A 12,074-nucleotide genomic window follows, 5' to 3' on the forward strand; every position below is an offset into this window, starting at 1 on the left:
TGTGTGGATGAGCTCAGCGGCACCATCGAGCCCGGATACTACACGCTCGACGCCTCGGTGAAGGTCGACCAGGAAGGTCGTGTCGTGGAGGTGGAGACGACGGGCCAGCCCAATCCGGACGTTGGGGTTGCATGCGGATCGCCCTGCGAGGCATGACTCTCCCCGAGGATGTCCTCGAGCGGAGCATGTTACGAACGTCCGCGTCGGCGAACGGGCAGCCGATGCCGGATCGGGGGCAGATCGCGGAGGTCGTGACCGTCGTGGTCGTCACGATCGTCTTCACCGAGGTCATCATCGAAGCCTTCGCGATCGCCGTCGGCGTGACGGTCACCGCGACGGTCGCGGCGGGGGCGGCGGAGGCGTTTGCGAAGAGGAAGAAACCGAAAAAGTTGAGCTGTTCGGATCACCTCGGCAACTGCCTCATGTCCCCTTTGGCGGACCAGCCGGGGACTGGACCTGACCATTCGCTATGCCACGATTGCTGGATGCGGTGCGAGAACGGTCATTGGCCTACACAGGTCGAACAGGCGAGCAGGGGACAGGTGTCCTGCTGGTATGGCCCGGAAGCGGATTATTGAACAATGAATCAGGGTCACAACCGAGAAATGGTAGGGGACGAGCTTGCGTTCGCTCAAGCGAGCGGGCGTCTCTTGGTCAAGTCGCTAGACAGAACCCGGAGCTTCGCCGAGGCCGTGGAAGACTTCCGCAAGCTCGAGGCCGAGTTCGTGGAGCGCGCAGGCGACGACGAATTCGATGTGCGCGAGACGAGACGGCGCATCGCTGAAACCATCCTGTCCCTTGCCCGTGACAAGCGTCCCCCCTTCGACGCCTGCCGCGATGCGTGGAACGATCTGGTTCGCCTCGGCTTCTCGGGCATCGAACTCGAGTGCACGATGTCGTACTTTTATGCGGATTGCTGCGCGTACGACGAGCGGCCAGACGAGGGGCTCGCGGTGCTCGACCCGCTCCTCGCAAAGCTCGAGCGCTTGCTCGAGGACACGAGGGGGACGGGAACGGAGTACCCCGCGCGCTTTTACGAAAACGAGCTGGAGCGCCTGGGGAACCTCCGGGACGCGCTCCTTGCCCAGAAACGCGGCGAGGTCGTCCCGTGGCTGGAGACCCGCCGCGAGGACGAGGCAGCCCCCCCGATCACCGCGGAAGAAGAGCAGGCCGACGCGCTCTACGACGAGTTCTCGAAAGCGAAGCTTGTCGTCTTCAAGACCTACGGGAAATCGTTCGATCGGAGCTTCGCCGACGTCGCGGCCGACTACCGACGGATCGAGGCGGAATTCGTGGCACGCGCAGGCGAAGGCGAGGCGTTCGAGGATTGCGTCGGCGCCATCAAGGCAAGGACCGCCGAGGCGATCTTGATGGCAGCTTGTTCCCTCCGCGCTCCCTTCCAGGCCTGCCGAGACGCCTGGGACGAGTTCGTCCGCGTGGGCCAAGACGAGAGCTGGATGTATCCAGAAATGTTCGTGAAGGCTTGTCTGAGGAACAACGAGCCCGAGGCGGGGCTCGCCGTGGTCGAGCCGTGGATCGCCGAGATCGAGGCTCAGCTCCAAGCGTGCAAGGAACCCTTGCGGCCCCCGGGGGAAACCAGCGTGGAGCTCAACCGCCAGCTCAAAGAGCTCCACGAGCTCCGGGACAAGCTCATGGCCATGCGAAGCGGCGGCGAGCCGTCGACTCGAGGACGCAGCGGCGCGCCTACGTAGTCACCCGCGACCACGTCATCGTCGTCTGAGGCCACGTCATCGTCACCTCGAACCACGTCATCGTCGCCTGCGGCCACGTTATCGTCGCCCGACACCACGTCGACGTCGCCTTCAACGACGTCGAGTTGCCTGCGTCCACGTCGACGTCGGCTCGAACCGCGTCATCGTCGGCTCGAACCACGTCATCGTCGCCCGAGGCCACGTCATCGTCGCCCGAGGCCACGTCATCGTCGGCACAGACCACGTCGACGTCGCCTTCAACGACGTCGAGTCTCCAGCGACCACGTCATCGTCGGCTCGAACCACGTCATCGTCGGCACGGACCACGTCGACGTCGCCTGATGATGCGACATCGCACACCCTGCCGCCCTCACCGTGGTGCTTCCGGCCACGAGCGCCGAAATTTTGCTGCCCAAACCACTGCGCACCCGTACGTCGTTGACAAAATCTCCCCTTCTTGAAACTTTAGAGAAGCAAGACAAATGACGAAGGGGATGACGGAATGAGCAACGGACCCAAAGCGATCTACAACGGCCCGAGCGTGTGCGACATCACGGACATCAAGGACGACATCATCGACCTGCCGGACGGCGAGAAGCAACATCTCAAGTTCGAGAAGGACGGGTTCGAAGAGGTGCTCGACGAGCTCCTCAAGGCCAAGAGCGGCGCGCTCATGAAGGCCGGTATCGCAATCGATGTCGTCACGCGGATCGAGGGCCGCACGGGCAGGCTCAAGGTCGTCCGCGAGAAGAAGGGCATCGCGAAGAAGATGTACGAGGTCCTCGACGAGACCGAGGCGCACGAGGAGCACCTGCGCGAGGGCGATATCGCGATCATCGCGAAGACCGTGCAGACGGCCGCCAAACACATCGATCCCAGCGTGGCCGCGCCCTTCGAGAAGACGCTGAAATATTACTCCCAGATCGGCGAGAAAGCCGCCGCGACGAGGCGCAAGAACGCCAAGGCCGCCGCGGAAGCCGCCGCCACCGAAAAGGCGAGCGACGGCTCCACATGACGACCGCTTCGTGACGTCCGAGCTCGCCTCTCCGCGTCAAGCCGCCTTCACGAACTTCTGCAGCGATTGTGCGAGGTCGTGCGTGCGTTGTTGCTCGGGCGAGAGCTCCTGAAGGACGAAATCACGCACGGGCGGCTCGAGCTCGTCGAGGTCCCGGGCGTACCGCTTCTTGCCTTGATCCTCGCCCTCTTCCAATGCGGCGAGCGCGGCGCGGTGGCCGAGCAGGTCCGCGCCGCGCTGCACGATGCGCGCGAACGCGCCCCACACGCCCGAGCTCGGCGCGGGCTCGCCGCCGAACTCGTGGACCTTGTCGCGGAGCTTGTCGACGCGCCGCTGGTGGCTCTCCAAGAGCTGGCGCAGCGAGCTCGTGAGATCGGCGTCGCGCACGCTGCGCAGCGCGAGCTCGTACGTCTCGACGCTGGCGAGCTCGCCGCGCAGGAGGTCGTTCAGCCGGTCGAGCGTGCTCTCCTTCGAGGGCTCGCCCGTACGCCGGGTCGAGGGCACTTCGTCTTTGAACGCTTCCTTGGCGGACTCGGCCGCGGCGCGCGCGACGGTGGCCACCTCGCTCGCCGCGGCGGCGAGGTCTCGGCCCGCGTGCTCGAGGTGGGCCTTGGCGCGCTCGATCGAGCCGCTCTCGCGCTGATCGACGCTGCTGCGCTCGATCGGGGCGTTCTCCTCGCCCTGCACCTCGTGCTCGACGTCCGTTCGTCCGCTCGACTCGGTGTCGCTGCCTTGGGGGACGTTCGTGGAAAAGTCGGGCTGGCGCTTGTCCTGGTTCATGCGCCGATCCCTGGGGCGCCCGTGCACGTTCGTCGAGCGCGCGTCGTCCCCGACGTCTCGTGGTAGGCTCGCCCCCGTGACGCTCCTGAAAATTGCCCACATTGGACACCCGGTGCTCCGAAACCGAGCGCGCGAGGTCGAGCGGGACGAGCTCGCCACGGCCGAGGTGCAGACGTTCATCGACGACCTCGTCGAGACCATGCGCGACGCGAACGGCGCCGGGCTCGCCGCGACGCAGGTGCACGTGCCGAAGCGGATCGTGGCGATCGAGGTCAAGGACAACCCCCGTTATCCGTACAAGCCGAACATCCCGCTCACGATCGTGGTCAACCCCGTGATCGAGCCGCTCACGGAGGAGCGATTCGACAATTACGAGGGCTGCCTCTCGGTGCCGAATCTGCGCGGCGTGGTGTCGCGGTTCGCCGAGGTGCGCGTGACCGGCCTGGATCGGCACGGCGCGCCGTTCGAGCGCGTCGCGCGGGGTTTGACGGCGGGGACGTTCCAGCACGAGGTGGACCACCTCGACGGCAAGCTCTTCGTGGATCGGGTGACCGATCCCTCGACGCTCTGCACGTGGGCCGAGTTCGATCGGTTCCACAAGCAGGCGTTCGTGGAGCGGATCGTGCCGTTCGTGAAGCGAATGGGGGGCTAGTTTTTCAGCGGATCACTTCGGGATGACGATCCCGCAGGGGAACTGGACCGAAATGGAATGGTCGCCCTGCTTGATCGTGTCGCACGCGGTGCCGAGCAGCTCGATCTCGTCGGGTCCGTTGAGCCGCCAGCCGTTCATGTCGTTGTAGGGCAGCGCCTTGCCGTCGAGGTAGACCTGGCCCTCGGCGGCCGCGGTCTCGTCGACGATGCCGTTCAATTTGAGCACGCAGGAGCGGACGCCGTTGATGATGGTGTCGAAGGCGTCGATCAACGTCTGCGGATTGAGCGCCTGGTAATACGTGGCCTTCTCGGCGCCGGCGATGGGCAGGCCCGCGCCCGCGTTCGCCAGGTCTTGCAAATGGCCGAGGCTCACCTCGGCGCCGACGCTGATCACGAACGTGCGGACGCCCTTGCCGAACGAGCCCTGCGCGGCGGCGATCGATTCGTCCTGGCCATTTTGCGGATTCGGCTCGGCGCAGGTGTCGGGCTCGCCGTCGGTCGCGAGCACGATGATCTTCGGCCCCGGCTCCTGGAAGGCCAGAAGGTCCGTGGTGACGGCGGTGATGCTCTCGCCCGTCGGCGTCTCGCCCTCGGGGCTCTGCGGGGCGTACACGGCGTCGATGGCCGCGTGGTTGTTCAGCGCGATCGGCACCTTCGTCAGGACCGGGCACGTGCCGCCCGCGTTGCCGTTGTTGCTCGTGTAGAGCGCGAGCCCGAACCGCACGTCCTTTTCGAGCTTCTTCACGATCCCGTCATTGGGATCCATGAGCGTGTCGTAAAGGACGCTCCAGCGGTCCCCATTTCCGAAGCCCGTGGTCATGCTGCCCGATTGATCGATGAGCAGCATCACGGTGGGGATCTGTTTTTCGAAATTGACGTTGACGTCGGCGCAGGCGTCGGCGCCGGAGCCTGTGCTGCTGTTCGACGTCACGAAATCGATGCCGCCCATGCCGCCGGACCCGCCCTCGCCGCCCGTGGGGATACACCGACCCTTGACGTTGCACGTCTGCCCCGCGGGGCATCCGGCCGCGCCGGGGGCGCAGTCCGCCGTGCACTTGGCGCTGATGCCGCAGTACAGGCCGTCCGGGCACGCGAAGTCGTTGGCGCAGTCGCCGCCGCACTTGCCGGCGTAGACCGAGTCGCACGGAGGCGTGCCGGTGCTCGTCGAGCCGCAGCTCGAAGCGAGCGCGGTGACCATGGACGCGAGCCCGATCGCGAGCGCGGGCGCGAAGAGGCGGCGAAACCACGAGGGCTTTCGAGAATGTGGGGAACGGGCGAAGTGCATGCGTAAGCTCCTGTTTTTCTAGCTTCCCGGAGTGTAGCGCGGCACGCTGTTCAAGGCCGCTTCGGGCGGGTGTTCGTCCTTCGTACGCGCACGCGCCCGCCGGGATCTTGACGCGCGATGAACGTGATCATCTTCGCGAGCTCGGGATGCGCGAGGAGCTCGGCGACGGTGTGATACCGGGCTTCGAGTTCCTTGTTCGTGAGCACCGCGTGGACGGCGTGGTGGCAATCGCGGCAAATCGCGAGCGTCTCTTTGCCCCCGCGGCTCCGCGGCACGAGGTGATGATCCGACGGGTTCAGATTCGGCCGCTCACAGAGCGGGCATGGTTCGATCGATGCCGGTTCGGGGCGCATGGGCGGATGCCCGCCCATGCTACATCGAAAAACGCGGGGACTGGTGATGACGGTGACGGCGGACGGCTCTGTTCGAGCGCCTGTGTTTGTCCTTTCCCGCGTGGAGCAGCCCACCGCGGCGCGGCCGTGACGATCCGGGGCGAAGGCGCGCCATGGGTCTTTTGAGCCCGTTCGTGGCGTGGTACCCTGCTCGCGGATCTCGTCGATGCAGACTTATAACCTCGCGAAACTGAGGGCGGATCAGCCGAATTTGTGGCCGCCGCTCGTGCTGCCTGCGTGTCTGCTCGCCTGCGAGGCCGCGCCCGGGACGACGAGCCCCTTCGAGGTCGCCTACTTCAAGCCGGGCGCGGAGGATCCGACGATCGAACGTTTCTCGCTGGTGCACGCGACCGACGTCTCGGCGGCCGACGTCGAGGCGCTACGCTCGGCCGGGCGCGAGGACGTGCTGCACGTGGCCGCGGCCGGCGTGATCACGGCGATCCTGCGTGCGCGCGACGAGCTGCGCGTGGTGCGCGTGTCGAAGCGGGGTCCGTGGCTGGATCTGCATCTCCAGAGGACCGACGGCCGCGACGACGGCGTGCTCGTCGCGTTCGGAACCCAGGGCGCGGATCCGGACTCGGTGCTCGCGGGCGTGGTGAAGCACGTGCACGGCGCGTCGGGTGGGCGGAAGATCGCCGGCGCCGTGGCCTTCGGCGGAGGAAAGGCCGCGATCCGGGTCCTGTCATGATCACCTTCGCCTTCGGGGCCGAGGCCTGGCCGAAGAGCCTCACGGTGCCGGACGTCGAGCGCCACAAGAGCCTCCTGATCCAGCAGGCGATGTACGCGCGGCTCACGCAGCCGGCGATGGTCTTCCGGACGCTGTCGCGCGGCGCGCTCTACTGGGAGCGCTGGCTGCTCGAGAAGGACCCGGGCCGCTGCGAGGAAGAGCGCGTGGTGTCGGGCCTCGAGCTCGCGCGCGACGCGGGCGACTGGAAGGAAGCGGAGCTGCTCCTCGCGCACTGCGAGGCGTCGCCGAACCTCGACGGGCGGCCGTTCGTGGAAGCCTGGAGCGTGATCGTTCGCGATCGGCTGCAGGAGCAGGTCGACAACGAGCAGCGGCTGGAGATCGCCTTCCAGAAGTTCCGCGGCGCGAAGAACGTGACGGACGAGGCCGCGCGCGCCGAGCTCGCCCGCGACGTGATGGCGCGCGCATCCGAGATCGGACAGGTCGGATCGCCCGTGCCGGTGAACTACCTGCTCGCCCGGATCGCCGCGGCGCAGGGCTGGAACGAGGAGGTCGAGGGGTACTACGCGGCGCTGCTCGTGTGCCGGCCGCTGTGGATCCCGTACATCGTGCAGCTCTCCGAGCATCAGGCGAAGACGGACCTGAAGCGCGCGTTCGGCACGATCGAGACGGCGAAGAGCTTGCTCGGCAAGGATTTCTGGCTCGCGACCTGAAGGCTTTAGGGAGGTATGCGGGCCGCCTCTCCCACGAGCGAGCTCATCCGTGAAGCGCACCTCTCTCCTTCTCGCTCGCGCTCGTCCTGTCCATCGCCTCGGCCTCGGGTTGCCGCAGGCACGGGGCTGACGGGTTCAACTTCGAGCACCAGCACGACGTCGACTACAAGCCTCTCGCCGAGCTGCCGGACGCCTTCCATTACGACGAGCATGCCCTGCCAGAGAAGCGAATGACGGTCGCGCCGGGGTATCCGAGCGAGGAGCGGCCCCATCGTGTCCTCGGCAAGATCGTCTTGAAGGAGCGCATTGACGTCTCGACGTCGTACGAAGAGAAGCTCACGGCCGCGTGGAACAACGAAGCCTTGCGCGCGCGCCGCGAAAAACTGCTCGCCGCGGAGGCGGCGCGCCACGGCGCGAATGCCCTCTACTTGATTTCCAGTTCGACCGATCGCTTCGCCCGAATGCCCGAGCGGACGCGCGTCTATTACGCCGTCTCCCTCTCTGCCGACCCGCCCAAATACCCCGACGTCGAGACGCTCCTCGGGCGGCTTTCGCTGGCCAAGGACGGCTACCACGAGGTCAAACGGTTCACCGCGAAGCTCAAAGAGCTCCCCGACCGGGCGCCCGAGACCATCCAGCTCAAGCGCGGCCATTGTTACATGATGGCGATCGCCTTCCACCCCGGCCCCGTCGAGCGCCAGCACGGGAAGGTCACCTCGATCAATTTCACGTACAAGGTCCCCAATCCGGAGATATTCCCCGGCGTACCGCACATCAACGCCGGAGCCGGCAGCTTCCGGGAGCGACGCGACGGGGATACGAGCGTGCTTCGCTCGCAGCACATCCTCGACGGGCTTTGGTCACGCACGGGCGCCGGCGAGATCGCCTGCCCCGTCTATCGGGCCCAGCCCGCAGAGCTGTCGTTCACGACCTTCGATGGCCGCGCGCTGAAAAACCCGCCCAAGTTCGAACCCGGGCGAGGCACCGCGGATTTCGTGGTCTACGAGCGCAAGCTCCCCGCCGAGTACTTCACGAAGACGGCCTGCGCGCGCTGCATCGACGTGGCGCGACAATGCAGCTAGCGAGAGAACCCCTGGCCTCGTGCGCCGAGCTCGGCAAGTGCCTGCAGACGACAGGAATGGCGCTCGGCGTCTGCTCCGATCGATACCGCTGAATTCGCGTCAATCCGCGCCCGCGTCCCTCGGCTGGGTGCCGCAATCGGCAGGAATGCCGCTGCCCGGGGCGAGGACGTCGACGCCGTCGTAGCAGAAGTTTTCCGGCCCCTTCGCGTAATACGTGTCGAGGAACGCGCCGAGCGCGGCGGTGTCGAGGCAATCGGCGCGGAGGAGCCCGCCCCACGCGGCCGCGGCGAAGCGGACGTCGAGCTCGGGATCGGGCACGACGATGATGCGCGCCTTCAAGGGCGCGACGCAAAGCGGATCGGCCGGGCGCGCGTCGAGGAATGCCGCGAGGGTCGCGAGCTCGGATTCGCAGCCGCCCTCGCAATGGTACGAGATGACGACCGCGCCGTGCTCCATCGAATGGACGAGGAACCCACGCGGGACGGGCGCGTCGTACCACTTGAATGCGGCCCACGAGGGGTAATGCGGGCCCGAGGTCGGAGGGTTCGTCGCGTACACGACGGGGGAGCACACAGGGACGTGCGGAGCAGGCGCGATCGGGACGGCCATCGTGGTGACGGGGCAGGCGCCGGCGTCACTCGGCCCGGCGTCGGGCTCGTTGCCACCTGCGCCACCTGCGCCACCGTTTCCGCCGGCGCCGCCGCTTCCGCCACCGCTTCCGCCGGCGCCTCCGGTGCCGCCGATGCCACCGCTTCCGCCAGCGCCGCCGCTTCCGCCTCCGGCGCCGCCGACGCCGCCGCTTCCGCCCACGCCACCGGCGCCACCACTTCCGCCGACGCCCCCCTGCCCTCCTGCGCCGCTCGACGAGGCAGAGGACGAGGACGACGACGACGACGACGAGACAAACGACCCGTCAGCGCCCGCATCCACCGGCGCAGGCGACACCGTCTCGACCGGCGAGCACGCGAACACAAGGGCGGGGAGCGCGAGCGCGGAGAGCACCCCCGCGCTCCGCAAAAACGAGCGATCTCGGCGGCGAATCACCCCCGAGACTCTATCAGGCAGGCGCCCCCGTCGGGCCGCTTTTCAGACGCCGCCGCGCGTGCGTGCCTCGCGCTCGAGCTGCTCCTGGTACTCCACGCTGAAGCGCGCCCACGGCCGCGAGCGCAGGCGCGGGAAGCCGATCGGCTCGCCCGTACCCTCGCAGAGGCCGTACGTGCCGTCGCTGAACTTCGCGAGCGCGCGGTCGATCTCCGAGAGGAGCTGCACGTCCCGTTCGAGCAGGCGTGAGGCCATCGCCGTCGCGCCCTCGATGTTCGCCTCGTCCATCTCGTCGCCGACCTCGCGCCCGGTGTCGCGCTCTTGCTCCTGGCGTGTCTCGATGCTCGCCAGGATCTCCGCGCGCCGCGTCTCCAGCAAGGTGCGCAGCTCCTCGCGCTGTTCGAGCGTGAGCTCGGGCTCTTCGTCGATCGCCTCGGGGTTCAACGCGCCGGCGCGCGTCGCCGGCCTCGCACCGGGCCCCCGCGGCGCGATGCTCCCGATCCCTACTCCCTTTCGAGCGTCCATGGTTCCCTTTGCCGTTCGGCGAATGTTTTCCGGACGAACGGCAAGGGACATGCCCCTCGCCCTGCGCACGAATCGCACGTCCCGCCGAAGACGAGGAGCCTAGCAGGCTCAGCGGCGCGCGCCGCTCACTCCGAGCGTCTTGATGAGCCAGCCGATGTCCTCGAAGGCCGCCTTCGAAGCCGTGACGGCGACCTCGCCGCGCGGTGCGTCCGCGGTGCCCGTCGAGCTCGACGTGATGAAGATGGGCGTCTCGCCCTGGTGCGGCATCGTCGAGACGGCGCGCATGAGCTGCTGGATGCGAGCATCCTCGCGCGGGCCGAACACGTCCTTCATGCGCTCCAGGCTCTTGACCAGCGGGCCCATCGAGAGGAAACCCGCGCCCATGTAGGTGCCGCGGCGGAGCGGCTCGAGATCCGTACGCGACGCGATCGTCCCCGTGTCGGGCGCGCCAGTCTTCACCGCGAGCAGGCGCTTGACGAGCCCGTCGGGCTTCCCGCCCCCGACGGCGAGCCACGTGCGCGACTTGCCGTCGGACATGAGCAGGACGTGCACCTCGAAGGCGACGAGATCCTTCTGCGTGGCGCCCTTGATCTCGAGCAATGCCGCCGGGACGTTCTCGATCCGGATGGACAGATCCAGCGAGTCGGCCCCGAGGGCCGCGGGGCCCGGGCTGACCTTCACCTTGGGGAGCGCCTTCGAGAGCTCCGGCCCGAGCTCCTTGCGCAGCGGATCCTGAAAACCCTTGCGGTTGTAGACGTCCGCGACCTTGCGGAGCTGCTTTGCGAGGTTCGCCGAGCCCTCCTCGTAGCCGCCGAGGCCCCAGCCGATCCAGTCGTTCACGAGGGCCTCGGCCTCTTGCTGCGGGGTGCGCTTGCCCTTGACCTCCGCGACCTCGACGCGGCCGCTCGCCGAGACCGTCTCGACGTCTTTGCCCATGGGCCAGTCGAAGAGCTCCCCGACCGCGCGATGATCGGCCTCGGAGCCGACGTTCACCTTCGCGAGGAGACCTTCGACGAGGAGGCGCGCCGTGCGCAGGATCGGCTGAAAGCGCTTCGGATCGGAGCCGCGGCCGTACAAGACGGTCGCGCTGTCCTTGGGCGCGCGCCAGAAGATCGCGGGCGGCGGACCCGCGCGCTCGGGGCGCTCGCCCATGAGGCCGCTCACCCAGGAGTTTTTCCCGCGCATCGCGAGCGAGGCGCTCGCGCGCAGGCACGTGGCCGGATCCATGGAGACGTCGAGCGTGAGTTTGTCCGCGTCCTGCGCGAAGGCGACGACCTCGTCCGCGAGGCCCGTGGCCGCGTCGACGATCGCGCGGTCGAACTTGGGCTCACCGATGGCGAGCTCGGCCTGCGCGATCACGGGCAAACCCTGCACCTGCGTGCGCAAAAGCGAGCCATACCGGGCCTCGGCCGGGGCGAAGCGCACTTCGAGGTGCATGTCCGACGCCGCGCCGGCCTTCGTCGGCAAGGTGCGCGTGAGGTACGGCGCGAGCGTGGTGACGTCCTTCTCCTTCGGCCCGCACACGAGCCGCGCGGGCGTCGCGCCCGCGGACGCCGCGATCACGCACGTCGAGCCCGACCTGCCGCCGATGCGGAACATACCCGGGCCGAGCTCCGTGACGGGCCCCGCGCCCTCGACGGCCATCTTCGCCTTTTCGAGGGACGTGAGGCCGAGCGAGAACGCGACGAACGCGCCGGCTCGCTTCGATTGCGTCTCGAGCGAGGCCACGGCGAAGACCGGCGCGTCGAGCGAGACGGTGGCCGCGAGGCCACGCACGTCGACGTTGCTCGACACGACGTCGCGCAGGAGCGCGCGGAGCTGGCCTTCGACGCCGCCCATGAGCGGCTCGGCCGGAATGGCCGCGCAGGTCCCGAAGCTGTTCAGCGTAGCCGCGGGGCTCTTCCAGCCGAAGAATGCGACGACGTCCTCGGGCTCCGGCACCGGCGCGAGGTCGTAAGCCGTCTCGGCCGGCGTGGGGGCGGCGACTTGCGCTGCGCCCTTTTCCTTCGAGGCATCGGCCGGCGTCTTCGTGGGTTCGACGGTCGCGGGCGACGGGCCACACGCGAGGGCGAGGAGGGCAAAGGCCGGGAGAAGCGACGTACGCATGCGCCGCCTTATACGGCGTGCCGGAGCGGGCGTCGAGGAGAGCCAGATTCACGCGCAGGCTCGGGCTTGCGTTCCGCGCGGCCTCGT

Annotated in this window: 14 protein-coding genes; 7 read left to right on the forward strand and 7 right to left on the reverse strand. The window is 67.9% G+C overall.

Features of this window, described 5'->3' with window-relative positions; genetic code table 11:
- Positions 1-152 precede the first annotated feature (152 nt).
- Both QHF83_RS16720 and QHF83_RS16725 read left to right on the forward strand, forming a co-directional pair.
- Complete coding sequence (locus QHF83_RS16720; RefSeq protein ID WP_282418837.1) at positions 153-578, forward strand: hypothetical protein; 426 nt, start codon at positions 153-155, stop codon at positions 576-578.
- 72 nt (positions 579-650) lie between these two features.
- Entirely contained in the window at positions 651-1,712 is a 1,062-nt protein-coding gene (locus QHF83_RS16725; RefSeq protein ID WP_282418838.1) for a hypothetical protein, read from the forward strand.
- Here QHF83_RS16725 and QHF83_RS16730 read toward each other — a convergent pair.
- Positions 1,705-1,935, reverse strand: a complete 231-nt coding sequence (locus tag QHF83_RS16730; RefSeq protein ID WP_282418839.1) for a hypothetical protein — start codon at positions 1,933-1,935, stop codon at positions 1,705-1,707. The genes QHF83_RS16725 and QHF83_RS16730 overlap by 8 nt on opposite strands.
- A 279-nt stretch (positions 1,936-2,214) precedes the next feature.
- Between QHF83_RS16730 and QHF83_RS16735 the strand changes: the two genes are divergently transcribed.
- Positions 2,215-2,727 carry a hypothetical protein gene (locus QHF83_RS16735; protein WP_282418840.1) on the forward strand — a complete coding sequence of 171 codons (513 nt, stop codon included), beginning with the start codon at positions 2,215-2,217 and terminating at the stop codon, positions 2,725-2,727.
- A 36-nt stretch (positions 2,728-2,763) separates the two neighbouring features.
- Here QHF83_RS16735 and QHF83_RS16740 read toward each other — a convergent pair whose 3' ends face one another.
- Positions 2,764-3,507, reverse strand: coding sequence for a DUF2383 domain-containing protein (locus tag QHF83_RS16740; RefSeq protein ID WP_282418841.1), 744 nt, complete (start codon positions 3,505-3,507; stop codon positions 2,764-2,766).
- 76 nt (positions 3,508-3,583) lie between these two features.
- Here QHF83_RS16740 and def point away from each other — a divergent pair, with 76 nt between their 5' ends.
- A complete protein-coding gene (gene def / locus QHF83_RS16745) occupies positions 3,584-4,159 on the forward strand; it encodes a peptide deformylase (protein WP_282418842.1) in 576 nt (191 codons plus the stop codon).
- A gap of 12 nt (positions 4,160-4,171) precedes the next feature.
- On the opposite strand, the gene QHF83_RS16750 is transcribed toward def, so the two are convergent.
- Both QHF83_RS16750 and QHF83_RS16755 read right to left on the reverse strand, forming a co-directional pair.
- Positions 4,172-5,443 carry a vWA domain-containing protein gene (locus QHF83_RS16750; RefSeq protein ID WP_282418843.1) on the reverse strand — a complete coding sequence of 424 codons (1,272 nt, stop codon included), beginning with the start codon at positions 5,441-5,443 and terminating at the stop codon, positions 4,172-4,174.
- Positions 5,444-5,493: 50 nt separating this feature from the next.
- A complete protein-coding gene (locus tag QHF83_RS16755; protein WP_282418844.1) occupies positions 5,494-5,796 on the reverse strand; it encodes a hypothetical protein in 303 nt (100 codons plus the stop codon).
- A gap of 205 nt (positions 5,797-6,001) precedes the next feature.
- Here QHF83_RS16755 and QHF83_RS16760 point away from each other — a divergent pair, with 205 nt between their 5' ends.
- The 3 genes from QHF83_RS16760 to QHF83_RS16770 all read left to right on the forward strand — a co-directional run bounded on the left by QHF83_RS16760 (position 6,002) and on the right by QHF83_RS16770 (position 8,315).
- Positions 6,002-6,523, forward strand: coding sequence for a hypothetical protein (locus QHF83_RS16760; protein ID WP_282418845.1), 522 nt, complete (start codon positions 6,002-6,004; stop codon positions 6,521-6,523).
- Positions 6,520-7,233 carry a hypothetical protein gene (locus QHF83_RS16765; protein ID WP_282418846.1) on the forward strand — a complete coding sequence of 238 codons (714 nt, stop codon included), beginning with the start codon at positions 6,520-6,522 and terminating at the stop codon, positions 7,231-7,233. The genes QHF83_RS16760 and QHF83_RS16765 overlap by 4 nt, the downstream gene beginning before the upstream one ends.
- Before the next feature lie 230 nt (positions 7,234-7,463).
- Positions 7,464-8,315: a hypothetical protein gene (locus tag QHF83_RS16770; protein ID WP_282418847.1), complete on the forward strand. Its 852-nt coding sequence runs from the start codon at positions 7,464-7,466 to the stop codon at positions 8,313-8,315.
- A 99-nt stretch (positions 8,316-8,414) separates the two neighbouring features.
- On the opposite strand, the gene QHF83_RS16775 is transcribed toward QHF83_RS16770, so the two are convergent.
- The 3 genes from QHF83_RS16775 to QHF83_RS16785 all read right to left on the reverse strand — a co-directional run bounded on the left by QHF83_RS16775 (position 8,415) and on the right by QHF83_RS16785 (position 11,987).
- A complete protein-coding gene (locus tag QHF83_RS16775) occupies positions 8,415-9,359 on the reverse strand; it encodes a DUF3105 domain-containing protein (RefSeq protein WP_282418848.1) in 945 nt (314 codons plus the stop codon).
- A gap of 42 nt (positions 9,360-9,401) precedes the next feature.
- Positions 9,402-9,881 carry a TraR/DksA family transcriptional regulator gene (locus QHF83_RS16780; RefSeq protein ID WP_282418849.1) on the reverse strand — a complete coding sequence of 160 codons (480 nt, stop codon included), beginning with the start codon at positions 9,879-9,881 and terminating at the stop codon, positions 9,402-9,404.
- 108 nt (positions 9,882-9,989) lie between these two features.
- Positions 9,990-11,987: a hypothetical protein gene (locus QHF83_RS16785; RefSeq protein ID WP_282418850.1), complete on the reverse strand. Its 1,998-nt coding sequence runs from the start codon at positions 11,985-11,987 to the stop codon at positions 9,990-9,992.
- Positions 11,988-12,074 lie beyond the last annotated feature (87 nt).

The organism is Polyangium sp. 15x6, from assembly GCF_029960785.1.
In the GTDB taxonomy this organism is placed as follows: Bacteria; Myxococcota_A; Polyangia; order Polyangiales; family Polyangiaceae; genus Polyangium.